At 63.7% G+C, this 24,560-nt stretch carries 13 protein-coding genes; 5 read left to right on the top strand and 8 right to left on the bottom strand.

The genetic code is table 11. From position 1 onward, the window contains the following. Nucleotides 1-226 precede the first annotated feature (226 nt). From HPY44_02845 to HPY44_02835, 3 genes are read right to left on the bottom strand one after another with little or no spacing between them, the layout of a single operon-like run. A complete protein-coding gene (locus tag HPY44_02845; protein ID NSW54927.1) occupies nucleotides 227-1,273 on the bottom strand; it encodes a beta-galactosidase in 1,047 nt (348 codons plus the stop codon). A 30-nt stretch (nucleotides 1,274-1,303) separates the two neighbouring features. Further along, on the bottom strand, nucleotides 1,304-4,756 hold the full coding sequence (locus HPY44_02840) for a hypothetical protein (GenBank protein ID NSW54926.1): 3,453 nt from the start codon (nucleotides 4,754-4,756) through the stop codon (nucleotides 1,304-1,306). 32 nt (nucleotides 4,757-4,788) lie between these two features. Then, nucleotides 4,789-6,756, bottom strand: coding sequence for an acetylxylan esterase (locus tag HPY44_02835; GenBank protein NSW54925.1), 1,968 nt, complete (start codon nucleotides 6,754-6,756; stop codon nucleotides 4,789-4,791). Between the two features lie 190 nt (nucleotides 6,757-6,946). On the opposite strand from HPY44_02835, the gene HPY44_02830 reads away from it, so the two are divergent. Together HPY44_02830 and HPY44_02825 are read left to right on the top strand one after the other, a co-directional pair. Beyond that, entirely contained in the window at nucleotides 6,947-7,993 is a 1,047-nt protein-coding gene (locus tag HPY44_02830; protein ID NSW54924.1) for a hypothetical protein, read from the top strand. A gap of 46 nt (nucleotides 7,994-8,039) precedes the next feature. Continuing rightward, entirely contained in the window at nucleotides 8,040-9,149 is a 1,110-nt protein-coding gene (locus HPY44_02825; protein NSW54923.1) for a hypothetical protein, read from the top strand. A 39-nt stretch (nucleotides 9,150-9,188) separates the two neighbouring features. Here HPY44_02825 and HPY44_02820 read toward each other — a convergent pair whose 3' ends face one another. From HPY44_02820 to HPY44_02810, 3 genes are read right to left on the bottom strand one after another with little or no spacing between them, the layout of a single operon-like run. Continuing rightward, complete coding sequence (locus tag HPY44_02820; GenBank protein NSW54922.1) at nucleotides 9,189-12,290, bottom strand: DUF4981 domain-containing protein; 3,102 nt, start codon at nucleotides 12,288-12,290, stop codon at nucleotides 9,189-9,191. A 49-nt stretch (nucleotides 12,291-12,339) separates the two neighbouring features. Further along, nucleotides 12,340-13,071, bottom strand: coding sequence for a LamG domain-containing protein (locus HPY44_02815; GenBank protein NSW54921.1), 732 nt, complete (start codon nucleotides 13,069-13,071; stop codon nucleotides 12,340-12,342). Then, a complete protein-coding gene (locus HPY44_02810) occupies nucleotides 13,061-15,973 on the bottom strand; it encodes a hypothetical protein (GenBank protein NSW54920.1) in 2,913 nt (970 codons plus the stop codon). Before HPY44_02810 ends, HPY44_02815 begins: the two co-directional genes overlap by 11 nt. 155 nt (nucleotides 15,974-16,128) lie before the next feature. Between HPY44_02810 and HPY44_02805 the strand changes: the two genes are divergently transcribed. Both HPY44_02805 and HPY44_02800 read left to right on the top strand, forming a co-directional pair. Continuing rightward, entirely contained in the window at nucleotides 16,129-16,908 is a 780-nt protein-coding gene (locus HPY44_02805; GenBank protein NSW54919.1) for a creatininase family protein, read from the top strand. A 435-nt stretch (nucleotides 16,909-17,343) separates the two neighbouring features. Further along, nucleotides 17,344-19,779, top strand: coding sequence for a BNR-4 repeat-containing protein (locus HPY44_02800; GenBank protein NSW54918.1), 2,436 nt, complete (start codon nucleotides 17,344-17,346; stop codon nucleotides 19,777-19,779). A gap of 88 nt (nucleotides 19,780-19,867) precedes the next feature. On the opposite strand, the gene HPY44_02795 is transcribed toward HPY44_02800, so the two are convergent. Together HPY44_02795 and HPY44_02790 are read right to left on the bottom strand one after the other, a co-directional pair. Next, a complete protein-coding gene (locus HPY44_02795; protein NSW54917.1) occupies nucleotides 19,868-21,448 on the bottom strand; it encodes a hypothetical protein in 1,581 nt (526 codons plus the stop codon). Nucleotides 21,449-21,471: 23 nt separating this feature from the next. After that, nucleotides 21,472-22,590 carry an SGNH/GDSL hydrolase family protein gene (locus HPY44_02790; GenBank protein NSW54916.1) on the bottom strand — a complete coding sequence of 373 codons (1,119 nt, stop codon included), beginning with the start codon at nucleotides 22,588-22,590 and terminating at the stop codon, nucleotides 21,472-21,474. Nucleotides 22,591-22,780: 190 nt separating this feature from the next. Between HPY44_02790 and HPY44_02785 the strand changes: the two genes are divergently transcribed. Beyond that, a complete protein-coding gene (locus tag HPY44_02785; GenBank protein NSW54915.1) occupies nucleotides 22,781-24,535 on the top strand; it encodes an alpha-L-fucosidase in 1,755 nt (584 codons plus the stop codon). Nucleotides 24,536-24,560 lie beyond the last annotated feature (25 nt).

Here is a 24,560-nt window from a genome sequence, read left to right as displayed (position 1 = left end):
GTGGCTGTGGCTAAGGCTTCTTTCAGACCCCGCCTCGCGGCGACGCCCTTGCCTTCGCTTAACGGTTACGGTCTCCGATACCGTAGAGGACTTCCACCTCCGAGATCATGAACATGCCCGGCATACGAACGGCGCGCGGTCAACGGCCTGGCCGCGCATGAGTCTCACGAAACGCTGGCGATTGGTGAATTGCACGAACTATCCTCCGGTCACGGTTTGGGTCGGCTCAATGCTTGCGGATTGCCTGGAACGCCCGGTAGCTGTCGCGGGGCGTGACTGTTCCGGCTTTCCGGTCACGGTCACACAGGCCGAAGTCATGGGCATTCACGTCACTATCGCCGGGCAGGTCGGTGAGTACCAGGTAGCTGGCCTGAAACACCATGTGATACTCGGGTCTTGCGAGACGGTGGAGCACCTTGCGCAGGTTGCGGGCCTTGCGCGTCTCATCGGTGGTGTTCCATCCATACTCATTGAGCCACAACTTCTTGTGCTCATCGCCGTGGCGCACGAGACAGTCATAGGTATCGCGGATCGCTCGCCAGTGCAGGGGCTCTCCGTACGGATGAAGCGCCACGGCGTCGAAGCTATCCCCTCCGCCGTGAGTGTAGATGTCCTCCAGATACCGCCAGCCTTCGGCCACCCCGCTGTGGTAATCCAGCCCCCCCACGGCCAGGACGCAGTTCGGGTCGCCCTTCTTCATCGCGCGATACCAGCGTTTCAGCCACGGCACGTAAGTGTGCGCCATATGGCCGTTTGCGCACCGGTCGTTGATCCAACTGCACCCGTTGGGTTCGTTCCAAAATCCGTAGTACCGCACCTTGCCCCGGTACCGCCGCGCGAGGGTCTCGAAGAACCTCTCGAAATCCGGGATGAACCGTTCCGCCGGCGGGAACCGGTAGCCGATTCCCGGCGTCTTGGGCGCATTGTCCGGCAAGGCCCAGTCGGGCGTCAGTCCGGTGTAGGCGAATATCTCCAGACCTCGCCTGCGAGCCTCCTTCACCTGATGGTCTACGTAGTCCCAATGATACTCGCCGGGCGTGGGCTCAATGTCGATCCACGCAAAGTTCGCGGGGACGTTGGTCCCACCCATCTCCCTGATCCGGTCCATGCTGAGACGGTCGAAGGCTTTCGCCCGGGCATCATCGAGGCCGAGCCACCTGCCCCAGACGATTCCGCAGCCATAGATGAACGGGCGCGGCTCCGGCTCCGAGGCCCGGGAAGTGGTCGCCGCGAGGATGAGAACACAAAGCACGCAGATGACGGCGCGGAGCATGCAGCACGCCTCCTGTTGGGCCAAGGCGCATCACAATACCGGATGACGCACGCCCTGTTCGAAGAGTTGGGTCGGCCTGCTCGAAGCCTCCAGCAGCGTGAACGCGAACCAGTCACCGCCCCAGGTCTTCATTTCCAGGAAGCTATTGCCTGAGAGGCCTTCCACCGGCACATCGCGGGCCAGTGCCTGTCCACCGTAGACCGCATCCAGCAGACCGTTGCGAATCGACAGCACAAGTTCGTTGGTCTCCTCGCCCTTCACGGAGGGCTGATAGACTCTGCCCTCGCGCCACAGATCGGAGGGCAGATACCAACGGCTGCCATCGGTCTGGAGGGTCCACCGGCCGATGTCCAGCCGCCAGCGGCCGTTTCGCTGGAGCGCGATTCGGTAGGTCGCATCCGCACCTACCGGGTGAGCGGTAAATCGCGCCGTCGCGTAGTCATGGTAGATCTTGCTTCTGAGCTTCGGGCCACGCAGCCCCCTGCCAAGATCAACGTCGGGCTCGATGGTGACCCCCTTTGCGTCGGGGTTCAAGTCCCAGTCTGAGGGTCTGTAGCCCTGAATGCTGAAGTCCGCTGGAATAGGAGGTTCCACCGCCGGAGGCGTCTCGGGTGCGCCGGCATTTGCAGCAGGCTCGATCCGGACGGCTGCGAAGCGGTGGCTCGGGATCTCCAGGGCGATGCACCCGTCGCTCACGGAAATCGGGGTCTGTGCATCCACATCTTCCACGCTCACCGGCTCGCCGGGAAACAGCCCGCTCACGTCGAGCCGGGCGCTTTGCTTTGTCCAGGTCAGGTTGCTGACCACAAGCATTGCCGCATCCCGCTTCCGGTAGTACGAAAAGAGCACGTCGCCTTTGACCACCCGCACATGGGGCTGCTCGCGCCAGTACGGGTGATAGCTCACGGAAGAATCATCCTGGAAGTCCGAGTAGATCCGGTCCTCCAGTTCGGCGCACTCGTGGCGCACCTGCACGTCGTGCAGCGCCGCAAGGGTCATCATACGGCGCGCCCCATACGAGGCCGGGATGGTGTCGGTGCGGAAGCCCCAGGGAATGCCACAGTAGCCCACCGCGAACTTGTGCAACGGAATCCGGTACCCCGGCCGGTACCGCGAGATCTGCTCGCCCTCGTAGAAACCGTCGCAGAGAGACAGGGTGGAGATGCCGATTGCGCCGCCAGTGTGGGCGAACATCCACGGGCGCCTGCCCTCGCTGAACACCCCGCGCACCCGTTGCAGGAAACTGCGCGTGGCCATCAGCGGGGTGACAGCGTCCTCATTCCATGAGGGCGAAATCGGTTCGGCACAGGGAGCGTGGGCCGGGTTGGTGCAGGGCCAGGGCACCGAGGTGCCATCCATGTAGACGCCGTCGACACCCCCCTCGCGTGCGAGTCTCCGCATGCCGTCCAGCAGCAGATCTCCGTAAGGGCCGCGCACGCAGCACAGCCAGCAGGGCACATCACGCCCGGGGTCATAGGCGCGCTTGTACCACATGTGGCCCGGGGGCACCAGGAACTCCTCGCGGAACTCGGCGAAACCGGGGGAGTCCTCGGCCAGCATGCTGTTGAAGTACAGTAGAAAGGGCTTGCCACGTGCGTGGGCCTCTTCCGCACGGCGCTTCACTTCCGGCATCTTCTTCAGGTCCGGGTAGCCCTCGTGGTCTGACCATTCCTCGAACCACAGTGAGGTCTGTGCGAGGCCGTCTTTGCGCAGTGAGACGGGTTTTGTCGGCGTGGGCTGCAAGAAGAACCGGAACACGTGGCCGTCTTCCGTTACCTGTCCGGCACCGTCTACAAAGTTGATCCTCAGCAGCGTTTGGCCCGGCTTCTCGATCACCTGCATCTGCGAGCGCCGGCGCTTGGACAGGAACAGCGGAGTGTCGAAGTCGAATGCCAGACCGCGCTCATGCCCACCGACCCACAGTGACCCCGCCTGGCCTTCCCATCCGAACCCCGTGAGCTCTGCAACCTCCTGCACCAGAAGGGTATGCACGAACCGGGCGTTCTCCGGCCGGATCGGGAACTGGAGTGCGAGATGATCAATGGCGTGCGGGTCGACGCCTCGCACCCGCAGCTTGCAGACCGTGAACCCGTCGAACTCCACCCGGCTGGTCAACTCGAGACGCCCGCCGGGAATGAGCAGCGTCGCGTCGGCCACTGCTGTGTTGCCACGCCGGACGACACGCAGCCTCTGCGGGGTGAGGGTCGCCTGCTGCCCGGCGACCGACAGGATGATCTCTCCCGGGCCGGCCAGCAGTTCCTCACCGGCGCGAATGACCGAACCGAACAGGCCGCAAGGCGCGAAGGTCATGTCACCCGGGAGCAGCGAGATGGTGTCATCATGCACCGACGGCGCAGTCCACGGCATGGGCAACTGTGCGTCCACGAAGTCGCTGCCCGCATCGGTACCGAGCCACTCGGGCTCAGCCACCTGCTCAAGTTCGCGGCTTGCGGACGCGAGGACCGCGCCACCTGCATCCGTGAGACTAGCCTCCGCCTTGCAGGGCAGCGAGCACGCCTTGGGAACATCGAGAATGAGCCGCACAGTGCTTCCCGCATCCAGCGTCGCGCGCTTCTCCCCCACTCCGGACACGCGCAGGGCGGCCGATGCACCATCATCCCCCTGTCCGGCGCCAATGTCCGCCACCACTCGGCGCGAGAGAGGATACCAGGCGATCTTCACTTGCGCATGTTCCTGGGCAGGTGCGGAGACATGCGGTGCCGCTGCTTCCTGCACGGTGCGCTGCGTCTCTTCGCCCTCGGCAAGCAGCTTCATTGTGCCGAAAGGCATGGGGGCATATCCGCCGAAGGAGGGCAGGTGCCAGGCGGCCATATCCGGCGGCCGGAAACGGAAGAAGTTGGCGAAGACAGGCAGACCGTCGGCGCCCTCAATACCGGCGGATGCCAGAGGAATGCGCATTTCCACTGTCCAGCAGCCCTTGAAACGCGCCACTTTCGCTTGGAAGAGCGGACGCTCAAGCGCGCTCTCATTGTAGGTCCGCGCCTGGGCACCCGCAGAATTCACGGTGAACTGGTAGTAGTGATCCGCCGACGAAACAGGCTGCCCGAGGGCATTCTCGTAGCCGCCCATATTGAGCACTTCGCGCGAAACATCATTTCGGTCTGCTGTCCCCAGGATCACCTGCACCGCGTCGTCCAGGGAAAGGTCATCCGTCGGGCTGCGCAGGTGAGCCTTCGGGTAGCCGGGCTCCGTTTCGCTGCACCGCACGCCAACCCACAGGCTCTGTCCGTCGTGCAGCAAGCGGAACTCGGTCGCCTCTGGCAGTTGGTCCCGATTCCCTCGCTTGTACAGGTTCCGGATCACCGCCGCGCTATCCCACACGGGGTCGGCGAGCCGTCCCTCAAGCCGCGGCGGCTTGCGGGCAAAGGGAACGTTCACCGTCGGCGCGTCAGCAAAGCACACCTGCGCCAGCAAGACCACGCACGCTCCCAAAATCCCGGGCACAACTCCGTTGACACCCATCCGGTGACACCTCCAGCTTCCCATCTTCAGTCTTATAAGTCGAACAACAACCGCGTCAGCGCCGGGACAAGCCGGCCCGGCGCCTCATCTTCGGTTCCGGGGAGATCGATCACGGTGCACTCGAGCGCAGTGAGGAGCTCTGGAAGGTCGTAGTGCTGCAGTACATTGGGCATGAACAGGTCATGCGGCCAGCGCGGGGTCTCATCGGCAACAAGCGCCTCGAAGCTCTCGGGTCGGTTCCAGACGGCCAGCCCGTGCAGTGGCGCACCAATGAGCGCGACATGCATGGCGACCACTGCCCCTGCGCCGCAACCGCAGATAATGATGCGCGCGCGGTCAACGCCCGGATCACGCCGCGCGAAAGTCAGCGCTGCCAGGCCATCCCGTATACGCATCCCGAGCACCGAGTCCCCCAGCGCGGCAGAAGTGTACGCCAGGTAGCGATCAATGCCGCCCCATCCCGCCGCCTCGTACGGGTAGAGGTTCGGCTCAGTATCGCCCCAGCCGCGCAGGTCCACGGTGAGCAGGCTGGCGCCGGGGTGGTCGCGGTCGATGAAACGGATCGCGCTCATGAGCGGGCCATTGCGAGCGATGAGGCGGTGCCTGCCGGAGTCGTCAAAGTGGATCAACGTCGGAGCGGGCTTGTCGCTGTGGGCCCGGATGAAGGTGGCCGGCAGCTCGATTCCTGCCTCGGGCCGAAGCATCACCGGCTGCCAGTAGTGGGTCCAGAGCCGGAACTGGTCGCCGATTTCGGCTCGCTGCCCTTGTTCCAGGTCTTCAACCTGAGCCAGTTGCATCGCGGCCAGTCTGATGTCCTTCGCCGTGTGTCGTCGGTTTTCTCGAAGCTCTCTCGCCCGGGCCATACTGAGCGTTCGCATGTTCACATCGGTGCGCGGATAGCAGCGCAGATCCCCATACGCGTCCATGATGAACGCTTCGTCCGGCAGGTCGCAGGGAGGCCTCGCGCCGCCTGCGAGCCAGTGGTCCATGAACGCCACGAACTGCCTGGCCTGCGCAAGCGAGTATGCGTGCCCGCCGGGGTCCACAAAGAACCCGATGCATTCGGACATGCCGGCGGATGCGTAGAACAGGCGCGCTTCATCGGCTAACGCGCGCACGTCCCCGATGCGGAAAACCTCATCCTGCTCGCCCGCCATCAGCAGGACGGGCCTGGGGAATGCAGCGCAGATCAGGTCGATCTCGTCGATGCCTTCCGCATAGCGGCGCCACATGTGGGTCTCAGGGCAACCTGCATAGCACTGGGTGATGTCCAGATCCGCCAGCGCCGTCACACAGCAGGACGGTCCCATCACAGACACGCGCGGGTCCAGTAGTGCAGCCAGCGTGGTTGTGGTGCCGCCGCCGGAGACCCCGGTCATCGCCACCCCCCGGCTCGTGTCCACATCTTCACGGCTCTCCAGGTAGTCGATGCAGCGCAGGGCATCCGCGACGAAATACCGGCTCGAACTCTCCCCTACCGGGTAACACCGCACGCCATCCGCGAAGTGATCGTTACCGGGCTGCTTCTCGCTGGACTGACCGGGCGGGTCAAAGACAACGGCGAGATACCCGCTACGCGCGAAGAACTGGCACGGAAGCTGGTAGCTTTCGAATTGCTTGCCCGAATGCCCCACCGGAACCACCACCGCAGGGTACGGTGGCGCGAAATCGCGGGGCACGTAGACGGTGGCGTTCACTTCCCAACCGGGGAAGGAGTCGAACAGCACATTCTCCAGGCGGTACCCTTCGCGCTCGTGGCCGCTCACCAAACGCGCACGTATCGGCTCGGCATCGGGCCCGACCGGAAGCGTCCCGTAGAAGCCCCGAACTGCGGCGGTGATGGTCTCGCGGTACGCCTCCGCCGCGCCCTCCCGGATCGCCTTCTTCCGGCGCTCTGCCGCGCGTTCCATGCACTCGAGGCTGCGGCGCACGAGGTACCCCCGCAGCATGTCGCGCAGGTCTGTCTCGGGACAAATCGGGGCTTGAGGAAGACGGGGCATCTCGGCCTCCACGGCAGGCGTCGGTGTGAGAGCACACCCATATTTCTTCTTCCAGTGGCAATGGCCTGCGGGATTTTCCTGCGGGAATGAAGGAACCCGGGCGTCCGTGGCGAATCACGCAGGTCACGCGGAGACTCCGGCAACAATGGTGCGCCGCCGGAAGACGCGCAACTCGCGGAAGGAGCCTCGTATGAGTCGCCAACTCGCTCTGGACACCATCAACCTCAAGCCCACTCCCAGGTTTGCACACACCGAGTACAGCCTGGACTACCACGTGGACTATGTGACGCGCGTCACCGGCGTCCCCCCCGGTGACCCCAACCGGAGCCGAAAGCTGTACGAAGTGTGGGGCATCGACTTCCTGTGGGGTACCAATGACGGCCTTTTCGCCGACTGGGGCAACCGCGGCCGGGTGACAGACATGGGTCACGCCGTCTATGCCGCAGACGGGAGCGACCTGCGCCAGCCGAAAACGTCGCCGTTCAAGACACCCGAGGAAGTCTGGGCTTTCGACCCCATCGCCGAGTATGGTCTGCCTGATTTCGACGACCAGGTGGCCGCTTACGAGAACCAGGTTGTCAACGCGCGCACCAATTTCCCCGACCAGCTTCAGGCTGGCGGGTATTACAAGAGTATCGTATCCGGCGCGATTGCGTCTTTCGGCTGGGACATGCTGCTTCTTGCCTGCGCGGACCGGGCCAAGATGGAAAAAGTCTTCGACGGCTTCTACCGTTACACCAAGTTTCACATGGAGGCCTGGGCGAAGACCAGCGTGGAAGTGGTCATCCAGCACGACGACTACGTCTGGACCGCCGGGGCGTTCATGCACCCGGACATCTACAGGAGCGTGATCATCCCGCGCTTTGCCGACATGTGGAAACCGCTCAAAGCGGCAGGGAAAAAGATCCTGTTTATCTCCGACGGCAATTTCTGCGAATTCGCTCATGACATGCAGGCAGCCGGAGCCGATGGGTTCTTCTTCGAGCCCGACATGCCCTTTGACTGGATGGTGGAGCACTTTGGCGATTCCATGTGCCTCATCGGCAGCGACGTGGACTGCCGAGACCTCGCCTTCAGCCCGTGGGAAAAGGTCAAAGCCACCATGGACCGCACCGCCGAACTCGGGCGCAAATGCAAGGGGCTGATCTGGGCCGTGGGCAATCACCTGCCCGCCAACATCCCGCCGTCCATGATGGACCAGTACATCGAGTACCTGAAGACCATATGGTATCGCTGAGCTTCTTGCGAGAATTCACGCAGGTGCTCACTACAGGAGGCTGCTCATGGCGGCAACAATGACGCGCCGCGAACGTTGCGAACGGGCGATGGCGCTGCAGGAGACGGACCGCGTTCCCCTGTACGACCTCCTGCGTTGCGATTCGTTGTTCGAGCACTTCAGCGGCGAGAAGTTGCCGCCGTTGTCCGAAGACCCGGAAACGCTTGACAAACTGCACCGCATCGCCTGCAAGGCCGTTGGCGAGATGCTGGACATGACCCGCGGCGTGGGTTTCGGACCAGTGGTGGAGAAGGACGTCACCGACGCCCGGGGATTCGTCTACCACATCAGCCCTCACGCAAAGACGCATTGGATCGTGAGCCGCCCCTTCACTGATGAAGAGGGGGCAATCGAGTACGTGAAGCAGGCGATACTGGATATCAAAGCCGACACTCAGGGCATCCAGGCCGACCCTGCTGCCTATCGCGAGCGTTATCACGCCCATTTCCTGCACACCCAGGGGCTCATCGGAGGCACCGTGAACCTGTTGGCGCAGCAGGGCGTGGGCCTGGATGACATCCGGCACAACGTGGGGATGGAGCTCTACTGTTACCTGGAGCACGACGACCCCGGGCTGATCTCGGAGTACCTGGAGGCCTCCACCGAGCGCAATCTCGCCATCTGTCATGCCATCGCGGACCCCGCCCTCTCCCCCGCGGTGCTGACCTACGGCGACATCGCCTGCAAGGAGCGGCTCCTGCACTCGCCGACCTTTCTGCGCCGCGAGTTCTTCCCGCGCCTCAAACGCCTCAATGACGCCTGGCACAACTACGGCATCAAGTGCCTGTTCCACTCCGACGGCTACCTGATGGAGATCATGGATGACCTGATCGACGCAGGAATTGACGGGCTCAACCCCATCGAGACCGTGGCCGGGATGAACCTGCGCGAAGTCAAGGACAAGTACGGCGACCGGATCTTCATCGCGGGCGGCATCGACATGAGCCAGCTTCTGTCCAACGGATCGCCCGACGAAGTTCGGCATGTCTGCGAGCAGGCGATCAAAGACGCGCGTCCCGGGTTTTTCATGGGCTCTACTACGGAACTGGACAACAGCGTGCGCCTGGAAAACGTCCTCGTGATGTACGAGGTCGCCCTGGAGTCAGGGCCAGGGTAGCCGGACCGCGCAGGCTTGCTCATCACCGGTACGCATGCATCAATCAGCACGCAGCGCGGCAGCCATGCGCGGCTCCGCGGCGGCGTCCCGGTCGAAGGGCGCGAAGCGCACTTCGAAACTGAAGGGGCGGGGCCGCAACATGTATCCCGCGAAGGGTCCCGGTCCGCAACTGGCGCTACCGATGCCCTGGTGCGCGTGGTCCAGACTGAGGAACACGTGCTCGCGCCGCGGCACCTCGTGCATGTGAGCGGCCTCATCCAGATCGTTTACCGACTGCCACCGGGCGCTGAAACTGATATCGGGAACCCCGGCCACCATAAGCCCCCTCCCACGTTCGTCGACGAGGGTGATCCAGCGGGTCCGGCTGCGGCTCCCGTTTTCCTGCGGGTACACGTACGGAGTGCTGAGATCGTCCACATTGCCGCGCCACAGTCCCATGCGCTGGGCTTCCCATGTGTCCGGATAGCTCTCCCCGGGCCCGAGACCGTACCACGCAACCCGGCTCAGTTCTCCGGGTAGCCGAAGGTCCAGCCCGATGCGCAAGAGAATGTCGCTGTCCTCCCAGTTGTCCGATGGCTCGCCGCTGACCCTGAGCCGCACGGTCCCGCCGGGTTGCACCGTGTAGTCATAACGGCAGGTGAAGGCACGGCGCTGGTTGGGCGGGCTCAAGCGGGTATCGACGATGATCCGGACAGCTTCGCCCTCCGCCTCAACGCTCAGGTCCAGCAGCTTCGACGCGAAGTGTTTCAGGTCCGGGCCCTCCCACCACTTGCGTACTCCGAGTGCCCGGTCATTGTCCGTAACAGGGCGGAAGAAACTCAGGGCAGGCCCATCGATGAGCAGCGTCCGGCCGTCCCAGTCCCAGTGGCGCAGGCGCCCATCCACCTTGCTCACCAGCAGGGCCAGCCGGTCGCTCTCGACGATGACCCCGGACTGCAGTTGCCGGATATTGAGCGCCGGGCCGGCGGGGGTGGATGCGGCTGCGGGCGCGGACACCGGAAGCGCGAACTGCCCCCACGCGATCTCATGCCCGGCTTTGGCCCAGGATGTGTCTGAGGCAAGCGCCAGCGACAGGGTTACGTGGGCCCCAATGCCCGACAACTCTCGTCTGACAACCTCCGGGATGGTGATCTCGGAGGAGTCATGTGGCGCGGTGGGTGGGATCGCGGCCGATCCGCTTGCCAGTACATTCCCGTCACATTCGACGCTCCAGTTCAGGGCGAGATGGTCCAGCCCGATGAAGTCATAGAGATTGGTAAGCCGGAACACCCCGCGCGACAGGTCCACTGCCTCCACCCGCACCGGCTCGATGATCTTCTTGTACTGGATCATCCCGGGCGACGGCTCGCGCCACGGGAAGCACAGGCCGTCACAGACGAAGTTGCCGTCATGGGGATACTCGCCGAAATCCCCGCCGTAGGCATACCATGGCGTCCCATCGGGCTCCTGCATGGCAATTCCGTGGTCGATGAACTCCCACACGAACCCGCCGCAGAGGGACTCGTACTGATAGATCAGGTCCCAGTACTCCTTCAGGCCGCCGGGGCCGTTGCCCATAGCGTGAGCGTACTCGCACAGGACGAAAGGCGTGGACTGGTGGCGCTCGTTCGCAGTGACGCCCCAAGCCTCGAAAGGCTCCCCTTCGGCGATCTTTTTCACCGTATCCGGATGAGTGTACATCTGGCTGAAGACATCCGCGGTGTCCACAGCCACGTCGCGCTCGAAATGCACCGGGCGAGTTGGGTCGATCTCTTTCGCGAGGTTCAGCATCGCCCGGGTATTAGGCCCGTGGTCCGCCTCATTGCCTGCCGACCACATCACAATGCTCGGGTGATTGCGGTCGCGCATGACCATCCGGCGCATCCGGTCCAGGCAGGCACCCGCGAATTCGGGCGCCCAAGAGGGATTCGCATCGCGGTTCGACCCGTACCCGAACCCGTGGGTTTCGAAATCGCACTCATCCACCACATACAGCCCGTACTGGTCGCAAAGGTCATAGAAGCGCGGATCGTTGGGGTAGTGCGAGGTGCGCACGGCATTGATATTGTGCCGCTTCATGAGCAGCACATCGGTGGTCATGTCTTCCAGGGAGACGGCGCGGCCCTTTTCGGGATGATGGTCGTGGCGGTTCACCCCCTTGAACTTCACCGGCGCGCCGTTCACGCGAAACACCCGGCCCGTGATCTCCACCTGCCGGAACCCGACGCGCACCGAAGTGGTGTCCAGCACGCTCCCCTCCGCATCCGTTAGCTCCAGGACCAGCGTGTAGAGGTAGGGGTCCTCAGCAGTCCACTTGCGGCACCCCGGAACCTCCAGCGCGAGCGCAGTCCGCTCACTCGCCTCGGCTTGTCCAGCCACGACCTCTACCCGGTCGGCGTCGAAGAGCACCGCGTTGACGCTCAGCCCGTCCGCCTGCCCGTCTACGAGCGCTTCGATCTCCAGCCGGCCGTCGCGATACCCATTGCTCAACGGAGTCTTTACCGATACGTCGCGGATCCCGATGGGCGCCTCAGCTTTCAGGTATACGTCCCGGAAAATGCCCGAAAACCACCAGTAGTCCTGGTCTTCCATATACGTGCCGTCGGACCACTTGTGTACGCGGACTGCCAGAAGATTGGTTCCCGGGTTCACGTTTGCCGTGATATCGAACTCAGCAGGCAGGCGGCTCCCCTTGCTCAGGCCCACGTACTGGCCGTTGACCCAGACCTGGAGGGTGGATTCCACGCCCTCGAACCGCAGCACGATCCGACGCCCGGACCAGTCATCCGGCACCTGGAACCAGCGCCGGTACGATCCGGTGGGGTTCAGATCCGGCACCCGCGGGGGGTCGATGGCGAAGGGGTAGACCACGTTGGTGTAATGTGGCGGGTCGTAGCCCTGCATTTGCCAGCAGCCCGGTACTTCTTCCTCCGCCCAGCACCCATCTTCATAGTCCAGCCCTTCGAAGCCCTCCGGCGCCAGCACCGGACTCTCGGCGTAGTGAAAACGCCACGGCCCGTTGAGACTCAGGAAGTGGGCGGCCCCGCGGTCACAGGTGAGAGCGGCTTCGCGGTTCGGGTACGGAAACAGGTAAGCGCGGGCCGGCAGGCGGTTCAGACTGAAAAGCCCGGGGTTTTCCCAATCGTTCATCGTGCGGCTCATTTCGTCCTCCTCAGGCGTGGTTCGGATTGGTGGCGCAGGACACAGGTGGTCACTGATCGGCTCCAGACGCCACCGCAAACACCTCGTCCTCAGTCAGCGCCCGGTTGTAGATGCGCACATCGTCCATCAGACCGTCGAATGCATAGGCGTTCTTGCGGCCCACGTAGTTTCCAAGCACAAGCCCGCGCCAAGCAGGCTGCGGCGCAATGGTCCCGGCGAACTGCGTCTGCGCCTTCTCCACCGCGTTCACGAATACCCGCAGATGCCCACCATCCCACTGCCCGGCAACGTGGCTCCAGTGATCGGCGGGCACGCTCCACTCTGCTGAAGAGACCTGGGGCTCAAGGCCGTCCGGAGTGCCCACCTGGAAAGCCGCGCGCGCCCAGAAAAAACGCAAACGCCAACCGGGCCATGGCGGTTCTCCGCTCTTATCGCCCTTCATGCAGGCGATCTCGAAAGTGGCGTTGCGGCGCGTGGGCTTTACCCAGGCCATCACAGTGAAGGGGCCCGCAAAGTTGAGGTCTGCAGAATTAGCCACATTGAAGCCTTGCTCCAGCTTCTCGTCGAGCTTCACCGCCTTCCCGTACATACCGGGCACGAACACCGGCGCGACATCTCCTTTGGAGAAGAAAGCGGCGTGGTGCCCGGCCCCGGAAGCGTCGGCCACAACATTTCCTTCTGCGGAGTCCATGCGCCAGTGCGCCACCAGTCCCTCCTGACAGAACACCGGAACGCAGGCCACGAGACCGATCACCGTGAGAATGAGCGCGCTACTTCGCATATGCCTCCACCTCCGAGATCTGGGTGTACTCGTGGCCTTCGGCCAGTCCGGTCACAAGAACACGCAGGGCAGCGGCGGTCTGGGGCTCGGGCAGGCTGATTTCCAGGGTGTCCAGCGCGTCCCCGGTGAACTGCGCCACGGTCTTCCAATCGTCCCCGGCAGGCACCTGCACCTCGAGTGCGGTGATCTCCGCGCCGTGCACCACCACTCGGCCGATGGTCTGGGCTTCGGGCCAGCGGATCACCAGCCAGTCCGGCAGCTTGCGCGAGGTCCCATCCCGCCACTGCATCCCACCGATGACTCCGTCCACCACGCGGTCCGGAGTTGAGCCGTAAGTTGACCTCGAGGACACTTCCACAGTGGTGCCGTTGTCCTCGAAGGCGAGGTTGCCAGGCTTGCGCCGGGCGGCGTCCGCTTCCGCGATAGCTGCCCTGGGTACAGCGATGCTCTCACGTCCACCGATTTCTGCGTTTGTTGTGTATATGTGGGTCTCGTAGATGCCGAAGCTGTCCACGATCTCGCCGCCCCGGAGCTCAACGGTGCGGCCTTCGGAAACAACGTGCAGTGACCCCGCTGCGGGTGCGGGCGTTAGCGTTATCTTCGCGTCCTGCGTTTCGGTGGCGGTATTCACCGCGAAAACGAACAGGTCATCACCGACGCGGCGTGCCGATACGTGGATATGTTCGGGGCGCGCGGCATCTACCTTCACCGTGATGTTATCCGCCGGGTCGGCGAGAATCGCATCCTTCAGGTCCGCAACTTCAAAGGAAAGCCAGCGCATTCCGATGTCCAGGTACGGGTAGTTGGCAGTATGACTGTATGTGTACCACAAGAACCCCTTGGCGCCGTAGACCACGCCCTGATACAGCTGGTTGCGCAGTTCCGTGAGGTTGGGTCCGCGCTGGTTTTTCTTGTCATAGTCGCCGTAGTTGAAAGCCTGTGGGGTGAGCCAGATCGCCCGGCGGCCTTTACTCGCCTCCCGGCAGGCTTTTGTGAACTCGCTGGTCTTCTCAATGGGCTGGGCTGCGAGCCCGCCTTTGATGAAACACGGGTACGGGTCGGGCATAAGCACATCGCCGCCGTCCACGTACTTGAAGATCCCGGCGATGGTGTCATTGAGCATCACGCACGGGTGGAAAGGGTCGGCTTCACGACACACTTGCCAGATGCGTCGGCACCGTTCGGGCAATGCCGGGCGCAGCTCGGGCTCGTCGGCCATGTACCAGGCGAAGACGCCCGGGTGGGTGCCGATGTCCGACACCCTGGCAGCCAGCGCTGCCGCGTCAGCATCATTGAGCGGCTCGCCCCAGACGGAGGACGGGCTGATCATGCCGCTGCGCGGATACGGGTAGATGAGCGCGTGGGTCCCCGCTGCGACGACGCGATCCAGGAACTCGCGCAGGGCATCGTTCGACAGGTACTGGGAGTTGTAGCTCTGCATCAACTGATATGCGTGGCCCTCATCAGCCATGGCTTCAGGCGGGATGCTGAACCAGCCGAAGGGCAGCACAGGTTCGCCGTTGTGCAGGAGGACGTTGTGCTCATCGATGCGCCATTCGTGTTCCACCTGCGGCAGCTTGCGGATGCGCCGGGTCGCGCGGTGCAGATCTTTGCGCGCCTGCGTGTCCACCAGTCGCACCGTGAGGTCGAAGTCCGCAACCGGCAAGCCCTCCACCGGCATCTCGACACGCAGTTTCGGTTCCGCCTTGCGCACGATCCTTGGCGCGGACATCCCGGCCGGCGCGTCGGAGCCGTCTGCCAGGTCCAGGTCCGCGATAACGAAGAGCCCCTGCAGCTGCTCTTCGGGCATTGCCAGCGTCACATCGAACACGATCTGCTTCAGTTCCTCGGTGGCGAAGATGCAGTCCCGGTACCACGGCCGCAGGATGTCCAGCGTGATCGGACTGTACTTCACCTCCACCTGCAGTGCTCTGACAGCGAGCAGTCTGTCGGGCTGTTCGCGGTCGGCCAGCTCCAGCCGCAAGGTTTGTTCACCCTGGGCGGCCACGGGGACACTGAATTCGTACTCGCGGTCCTGTCCTGCATCAAGGCCGTCTTTGACCCACTCACCGGCACTGGCACCCAGCACGCCGCGAAAGACGATGAACTGGAAACGCGAGCCCGCGTTCTTCACATGAGTCTTCGCCCTGTACATCAGGTTTCCGTCCGCGTCAGGCTGGATGCTCACCTCATACGGGCTCTTGATCTCCCACAGGAAGGCCCCGAAATCGGCGTCCTGCATCTTGAGGGCCGCGTAAAGCGACGGCTGATGGAACCCGCCGGTAAGTGGGGAGTACGTACTCAGCTCCTCGCCGGGCCCCCGCCGCGCGCGAGTGACATTGATGGCCCAGTCCCCCCTCGAAGCGGCGGTGAGGCCAAGTTCGACCACCGGAATCTGCATTTCCACGAACCATTTGCCATCCCCCAACGTGGCCGCCGCCTGAATGCCGCAGTCCCACTCTTGACTGCGGACATGGCCGCCCTGGCGCATCTGCGCATCGTAAATGGTGCCCAGCGAGTTGACCATGAAATGGTAGTATTCAACGCGCTCTCCGGTTGGGTCCAGCATCACCTCAAGGCAGTCGTCGCTCCAGACTTTGCCATCGCGCCTGGTCTCCGCCGCCTTCAGATCAGCGATCTGCGGCTCATCAAGCTCAGCGCCGACGAAGACGTCGGAGGCGTCATGCCGGACTTTGAACCGAGTCTGCACGGGCGCAAGCTGCGCGGGGTTGTCCAGCATCGTGAATCCCGAGGACCACTCTCCGGACTGCCAGGCGGCATCGTCAAGCTTCCCATCAATGGTGATCGCGTCACCCGCCGGAAGTGCGATAACGGGTTGCGGTTGTGCCAGGAGCGGCGACGCAGCCAGACACACCAGCAGGAGGATGATCGTGGCATGCATGACAATATCCCTCACAGGCGAGACTTGAACCGGCTTACCCGTGGCTATTCCCCACTGGCCCAGGTAATTCCTTATTGCCACGCACAAGGTCTGTTTGCGGATGCGTGGAAACACTTCCGCCGTGAGTCGCCATAGCGCGTGTTGGAGGACAGGCAATGAACCTGCTCTGGGGCGAGAACACGTGGGAAGACGTCGCACAGGCGGCGCGAGACGGCGCCATCGTTGTCGCGCCCTTCGGCTCCACCGAGCAGCACGGGCCCATGCTGCCGGTGGATACAGACATCCACATCGCCGATCGCCTTGCACTGGACGGCGCGCGGACTGCGCGGGACAAGTACGGCGTCCCGGTACTGGTCCTGCCCACAATGCCCTTCGGACTGGCGCTGCACCACATGCGGTTTGCCGGGACAGTCTCTTTCCAGCCAGAGACTTACGTCCTTGCTATCGCCGACATCCTGCGGTGCGTCGTGAAGCATGGGTTCCGCAGGATCGCAGTCGTCAGTGGGCACGGCGGGAATGAGCCGGCGTTGCGATTGGGCATCGAAAAGGTCGTGCATGAGTTCGCCGAAGCATTCCCCGTGCGTATCGCCCTGTTCCTCGGACACCGGGACCCGGTCTTCTCCAGGCTCTCGCCCGAGATCTGGCGCGACGAACCCTCCGAGGGCCAGCCGGGCATCCACGCCAGCCGCTGGGAGACATCGGAAACCCTTGCGGACCGTCCGCATCTCGTCAAGACCGACCACATGGTGCGGCCTGAGTTGAAGCGCACGACGGTGCCGGAGTTCGCCTGGCGCACACACGAAATCAGCGAGACCGGCGCTTTCGGCGACCCGTCCCTCGCCCGGGCCGAGCTTGGCGAGAAGTGCTGGAGCGCCTGGGCGGAAGCGGTCGGCCAGTTCATCAAGCGCCTTGCCGATGAACCCCTCGACAGCTGACGCGCGCAAGGGCAGACGACAGGGACCCGGAGCGGCATTTGGCTTTCTGCAACTTGGCATACACCGGGTATGCGGTTGCCACGTGCTGGGGGAACTGCGGTTCCCCGGCAGTCATGCTCGAAGCCCGGCTTTTCGTCAGCGAAGAGCACGCCGGTGAGCCTCAACTCGCCCGCGAAAGACTGGTGGGTCTCGGTATGGCAACTATCCGCGACAGCCATCGCAAGCAAGACGGTGAGGGAGTTGAGGCCCGCTCGCCTTTGCGCCAACGCTGTGGCCGGTCGCCGCGCTGCGTTGCACTATGCAGTGCTCTGCCTTCGTCCTGCGGACTCATCCAACGCGCCATCGCCAGGCACCTGCCGGCAAGTGCTCGCCGCGCGGGAGACGAACCGCAAGAAAAAGGCCGGCTGTCGGCCATCGTCGAGAGGATGACCCCTTATGTCCCGCCCATTCACGGGAGCCGTTTTTCTGCTCACTTGCGCAATCAGCCTGCAGATCGCCGGCGCACAGCCTGATACTGCGGCGACTGCCCCCGGGGAGACAGTCATGCAAGAAGCCGAAATCCATCCGCTCATCGGTGGCTGTGGTGGCGCGTATCTCCTCGCCGAACCGGGGGAGCTGATCGTCGAAGTCGTGAAACGCGACCGCAATGCGCGACAGACTACCTGCGAGCTTCAGGCGATCCTCGCAGGCCCGGACCGCACCGTGCTGCAGACCGAGTACATACCTGATGACGGCAGGCCTGTGGGCAGCGGCCTGGGTCCCGCCGGCTCTGTGGTGCTGAAGACCAACGTCGAGCGCGCAGGCATCTACGCCCTCAACATCACGGCCTCCCAGGATCGCTATGGTGACAATTTCGTGTGGGGTATGCGCACCAACTGCCCGCGCTACATGCTGGAGACCGCTCGGGGTCACCGGGACGCGCGCCACCAGGAGCCCATCGTTCTGGAGAGCCCCGGAAGGCCCGTGGACGTGTGCTTCCTGCCGCGCAATGGCGAGTTCGCCATCGAGATCGCCGGGGTTCCCCCGGATGCAGGCCCGGTGCAGCTGATCGACAGCGCGGGCACGGTGCTGCAGACTCTCGAAGTCGGCGGCGATGGCAAAGCCGGCTGCACAATCCCCTCCGCGGCCGGCCGCGAAAACACGCCGTGGCGTCTCCACCTGCCGTCTGGCAAGGGCGTCATCCAGGCCGATGGCCTGACGCGTTGGGACAGGTCGGACCCCTGGGAGAACGTGTGCTCGTGGACGCCGAATCCCTCGTCATACTTCCCGGTGCTGGACAACCGGTGGCTGCTCACCCCATACCAGCGAACGGTCTACTCGGGCGCGGGCAACACAGACAGGCTCACATTCCAGGTGCGCAACAGCGCCCGGCAGGAGCGCACTATCCGCCTATCCCTGGAGTTCCCCGGCCAGGTCTGGCCCGTGCGTCTGGGCATGTCCGAGGTCGCTCTCGGCCCCGGCAAGAGCGCCGCGGTCCCGGTTGAGTTCGACCTGCCCGAAGGCACGGCCGAAATGCGCTGCCACATTCGAGCGACGCCCGATGGCCGCGAGGCGGTCAGCACATATTCCACGCTTATCGCCCGGGCGGGCCAGGCGCCGGCACTGTCCGCGCTGGACATGCCGATCCAGCTCAAGCCCTACCGGCACGAGAACGAGCAGTTCGGCTACCTGCCCGACTACCCCACCGAAAGCCAGTTCTATTTCGGCATCGATAACCGGCCCTTCGCCCGGATCAGTAGCGGGCTGGCCACCATCAGGGACGGAGAGTGGATCACCACCGATGTGCGCACGGCAGTTGGAGAGCTGCCCGAATCCCTCGCCGGGTCGTCACTCTCGCCTCTCAATACAAAGGTGGCTTTCGACCGCGATGGGGACCTTTACATACTCGGAAGCGGGCGGGGATTCGGTGTCTTGCTCCACTCCTCCGACGGTGGCCGGACATTCGATGCCACCCAGATTCCCGGCCGTACGGGTGCTTGGGACATCGAAGAGTTCACCGGGAACAACATTCCCGATGGCCCCCCGCCCATCGTTCGTTTCACCCGTACCCAGAGCGACCCGAAGCTGATCTGGCGGTCACTGCATGATCTGGAACTCATCGTCCCGCGCAAGGTGGACGGGCGCATTGAGATGGGCGAACCGGTGCGCATTTCCAGCACATGCATCGGCCTGTCAGCCCACTCGGGGATACCGTCGACGGTGGTATCGCGAGGAGACAAGATCCATGTGGCGTGGGGTGAAGCTACCGATCCCAACGAGAAGGTGCCGGGCGTGCCGACATATGTGGCTACCTACGACAAGAGCACCGGGAAGCTGGGCGAGCCTGCACTCATCGGCTACGGTCCGCCCGCTAATGACATCCACAACTCGCCCAGCATCACCATGGACGCGGATGGCTACCTGCACGTGCTCGTGGGCACTCACGGGCGACCGTTCCAGTACGCGCGCTCACTGGCGCCCAATGACGCCTCGGGCGGCTGGATAGAGCCGGTGTCCGCGGGTGATGACCTGAGCCAAACCTACATCGGTTTCGTGTGCGGGCCCGATGGGACGCTGCACGTGGTGTTCCGGCTCTGGCGGTCGGGCGAACCGTACCCCAACAGCAGCTACGCGACCCTCGCCTACCAGAGAAAGCGCCCCGGCCGGCCCTGGGAGGAACCGCGCATTCTGGTGGCGGCGGCGTTCTCTGAATACAGCGTCTTCTACCACCGCCTGACCATCGACCGCCAGGGTCGCCTGTTCATCTCGTACGACTACTGGTCTACTCACTGGTTCTACCGCAATGACCACTTCGGATCGCGCAGAGCAGTGATCATGTCGCCTGACGGTGGCGAGACCTGGAAGCTGGTGGACAACAAGGACTTCCAGTAGCGGCCGTCAAAGCTGGGCCGCAACCGCATCCCGCAGTTCCGCCGCAGTCCTGCGCACCGTGTCCAGATCGATGCGCACCGGCAGGCCGCTATTTCACCACAATGTTGCGGACCCACTCATTTGTCTTGATGCGCGAGTCGCCCGGAATAAGGCGCTGGCCGCAGATCTCCACGTTCTCAAAGGTGACGTTTTCGATGGGGCTGTCGGGGCCGTCGGCCATGACCACCACGTCGGTGTTCTGCGCCTGCAGCACCCGCACGTCCCGGAACAGCACGTCGCGGATGGCTCCTCGGGGCCTTTCACGCGCCGGCGGATTGAGTTGCTGGTACGGGTCGCCCGGCTTGTGGGGCAGACCCATGTGCCAGTCGTCCCAGTTGTTGACCACCTTGATCGGCGCGTGCAGCTCGCCGCGCACATCCTCGATGGTGATCCGCTCGAACCGGAAGTCGCGCACGGAACCCTCGCCCTCAAGCTCGATGCCGATGGCTCCGCGCGAGGTGGAGGCACAAGTGGCATGGAGCACGGTGCAGTCCTGGTACAGCACATTGGTCAGGTCCGCACCGCACTCGCAACACAGGCCCAGTGAGCCGCCCACGTCGGTCCAGACCACGCAGTTGCGAAAGACCACATTGCGCTGCGGGAGCCAGACCTTGACTTCCAGCGAGTCGTCGGCATTGTGGCTGAAACAGTTTTCCACCAGCGCGTCAGAGGTGCCGCCGATCACGATGCCATCGTTGTTCACGTAGTGCCCGATGACTTTCACGTTGTCGATGTGGACCCGGTTGGAGTTCACGACGTTTAGCGACCACACCGAGGACTCCCGGATAATGATGCCCTCGATTTCCAGTCCGTCGATCCCCTGTACGCGGATGAGATGTCCCCGCTGGCCGCACTCCAGAGCCTTGCGCCCGCAGAGAATGCCCCGGCCGCGTATGGTCACCTGCTTGCGCCATTTGCTGCTGAACATGCCCGGCGCCCACCAGACCTCGACACCGTAGACGCGGTGTGGTTCACCCAGCGTGCTCGGGTCCACAGGCCGCAGGTTCACGATGGCCCCGCCGGCGACATACACCGTCTCGGCGTCGCCGATATCCGTCTCGCCCACGTCATGCACGCCCGGGCCGAAATACCGAACCTTCGGGTCGTCGGGGTCCGGCGCGTCAGTCTCAGGAGGGTTCACGAAGATATGAAGGGGATGGTCCAGCCCATCGCCCGCTTCGACGGTCAACTGGCACGGCTTCGACACGCGGAAGGAGAACGCACCGTCAACCACTTCGGGCCGGATGCCGTGAGCCAGTGGCCGCACGGTGACCCGCGAGGTGTCGATGCCCGCCCTTTCGAGGCCAGCCAGCAGGCGCACCGTGACTTCGGCCTCGCCGGACAGATCGAAGCTGCAGAAGCTCACCGGCGAAACCGGACGCCCGGCGATGGTTGCGGCGGAATCCCCGTCGAACCGGTACGACGTGTAGCAGAAGACCGGTCGACCGTCCACCGTGACCGCGTAGTCCCCGGATGCAGGCTCGCCCGCTGGCGCGGGGTAGAGGGTGACCCGCGACGGTACGGGTGAATTGGCGTCTACCATTGGCGCATCCCCGCCCAGGTCAGCCAACGCAGAGGCCAGCGCAAGCGTAGCCATGACCCAGCACTGCATGAATGCTCGCGTATACATGGGCACCCCTGAAATCCGCCAGTTCACCGCGCCTGAAGCACTTCGCGCAGGACCGGCTCCAGTACCAGCGCTTGCCGCCAGAATCCCAGGTCGGTGGGGTGCGTGCCATCAACGGTGGCCTCGGCATCGCCGCCCAGCAGGTCCCCCCCGGGCACATAATGCAGGCCCGACACACCCGCTGCAATCAGTCGCGCGTAAGCCTCCTGCAGGGCCTTGTTCTTGGACATGTACGAGTTACGCGGCGCGGGAAGCAGCCAGCCCGCCTGGTAGCTGATGTTTTCCACCAGCAGGATCGGCGTGGCCGGATGGGCCTCGCGAAGCTTCATCACCAGCGGCTCGAGGCGCTGGGTGACGCCTGCCGCATCATTGTTCGGGAGCGCGTCCAGGACGAATGCCGCCGGATCGAGTTCCGCAAGAAGCGCCGCGACTTCCGGCTCCATCTGTCCGTTGCCCGAGAACCCCAGGTTGATGGTGGGTCGGTCCAGCCAGCGCCCGATGATCGCCGGGTACGCCATTCCCGGCCGCGACGCGCACCCGCCCTGAGTGATGGATGTCCCGTAGAAGACAATCGGCTTGTTCGCGTCGCCTGTTCGTACGGCCGTCTCCAGCATCGCCGACACCGGGACGCCGATCTCGGCCTTCACCGTGCCATTGTACAGGGGCAGATTCAGGATGTATTCGCGGGTGCCTTCCGGGATCCCCGTCGCCAGCGCCTGCTCGTTATCGTTCTGTTTCTCAGGCCTGCCGGTGCCGATCCAGCGCCAGCGCAGGCGCGGGTCGGTGGCAGTCGGGTCATTGGCATAGAGGTCCACACCGCTCATCCCAGTGGGCGGCATGTGGTTCATCCCGAGGTTCGGCGAAGCTACGGACCAACGCACGTATATCACCCGGGCGTTGGTCCTGAACCGGGCGCACAGACCCGCCGAGTTCTTGCTCAGGCTCCAGACCGGATCGCGCACAACGCCCTTTGCTTTCGCGGGAAGGCGGTCATAGTAAGCTTCAGTATCGGTCCAGCCTTTGCCCTCCACGCCGAGTTCAGTGAGGTCGTACCACCTGATCTCCTCGGCGGCTTCGCTGGACTCGGTGAGATTGGCGATGATGAGGATCAGCAGAGCGGCTGCGAGCATCGCGGACACGTCCATCGGTCGGGTCTCCTTGATGAAGCGGGATTGATGTGCAGTGCGTTGCTCTTGGTGTTCGGCGCAGTTTTCGCGGCCAATCAGGCCATACCTCCCACAGCCGGTGGAGGTGTTTGCGTCCGGCAGGGGAAAACTCTCGCCCTGCGGGACAACCCGCCACGTTTTCCGAACACACTGGGAGGAAAGACCAGCCATGGCAAAGGCAAGCGCCCCTCGTGCACCGAAGAAGACGCCGCGTGAGAAGACGCGCGAATGGTTCAGCAAGGCCAAGTTCGGCATGTTCATCCACTGGGGCGTCTATGCCGTCCTCGGCAAGGGCGAATGGATCCGAACCGTTGACAAGATCCCGCAGGACGAATACGCCAAGCTGCCGCCGAAGTTCAACCCCACCAAGTTCGACCCGGGCGAGTGGGCGGATCTGGCGAAGCGCGCGGGGATGAAGTATATGGTGGTGACCACAAAGCATCACGACGGCTTCTGCATGTTTGACGCCCACAACACCGACTGGAAGGTCACCAACACCCCATACGGCAAGGACGTCATCGCCGAACTGACCGAGGCCTTCGAAGCCCGGGACGTCCGGGTGGGCTTCTACTACTCCATCATGGACTGGCACCATGACGACTATCTGCCGCGCCTCGATTGGGAGGTCGAAGCGCGCCCGGCCGAAGGCCACGACGTCATGAATTACATCAAATACATGCGCGAGCACATCGAGCAGCTCTTGACCGAGTACCGCCCCGCGCCCTTCGTGCTCTGGTACGACGGCGGCTGGATGAACAAGCCCGAGGAACTCGGGGGCGTCGAGACCAACGCCATGGCCCGGAAGCTCAAGCCGGACATCCTCATCAACGACCGGCACTTCACAAAGGAAGACCTGATAACCCCCGAGCAACGCATTCCTCCCACCGGTATCTTCGACGAAGACGGCAACCCGGCCCTGTGGGAAGCCTGCATCACCATGACCTCCCACTGGTGGGGCTACGACAAGCACGAGAAGGTCTTCAAGACCAACGAGTTCCTGATCCGGATGCTGGTGGATATCGTTTCCAAGGGCGGAAACCTGCTGCTGAACATCGGCCCGAAGCCCGACGGGACCATCCAGAAGGAGTTCGTAACCCGACTCGAGGCCATCGGCAAGTGGATGGACAAGTATTCCGAGGCCATCTACGACACCACCGCCAGCCCCTTCAATCTCCTGCCCTTCTACGGCCGCGTGACCACCAAGGGCGACAGGCTTTACGTCCATGTCTTCGAATGGCCAGGCGATCTCCAGGCGCGCCTGCCCGGACTGGCCAACGAGGTGAAGGCTGCATACCTGCTGCAGGATGACAAGCCCGCGATCCCCTTCACCCGCGACGGCAAGGACTGGGTCTTTGACCTGCCCAAGAAAGCCCCGGACAAGGCGGCAAGTGTGTTCGTGGTGGAACTCGATGGCCCGCCGCAGGTGACGCCGGTTGTCCTGAAGCCGGACGCGAAGGGCACTCTCGAACTGCCGGTCCTGTACGGTCTGCTGGACGGCCCACACGGTATGCGCATCCGGTACGAGGCCCAGGACGGCATCATCCACGCCGGCAATTGGATCAACCCCCGCGACAGCGTGGAGTGGAGCTTCAAGGTCCCCAAGCCGGGCAACTACCAGGTCTGGCTGGAGTACGCGGTCGATGAGGGCCAGGGCGGCAGCGAAGTGGAGTTCATCGTGAACGGCAAGGAAGTGCCGCTAATCGCTCCCAACGGTCTGGTTTTCGGGGCCGGCAACATGCAGGTGGGCGACGAATCCAGGCGTCAGGTATGCAAGACCAGCGCAACTGGCGGCGAGTTCAAGCGCAAGAAAGCGGTTCTGGTGCGCCTGAAGCGCGGTGACAACACGCTGAAAGTCATGGTCCCGAAGATCAAGAAAGAACGGGCCATGAACCTGCGCGGCCTCGTGCTCAAGGCAGTGGAGTAGTGCCCGCCGAACTTGCGCAATATTG

The sequence above is a fragment of the Armatimonadota bacterium genome (assembly GCA_013314775.1).
Classification (GTDB): Bacteria; Armatimonadota; Zipacnadia; order Zipacnadales; family JABUFB01; genus JABUFB01.
The sequence above is the reverse complement of the archived record's forward strand: the minus strand, read 5'-3'. Positions and strand labels throughout refer to the sequence as shown.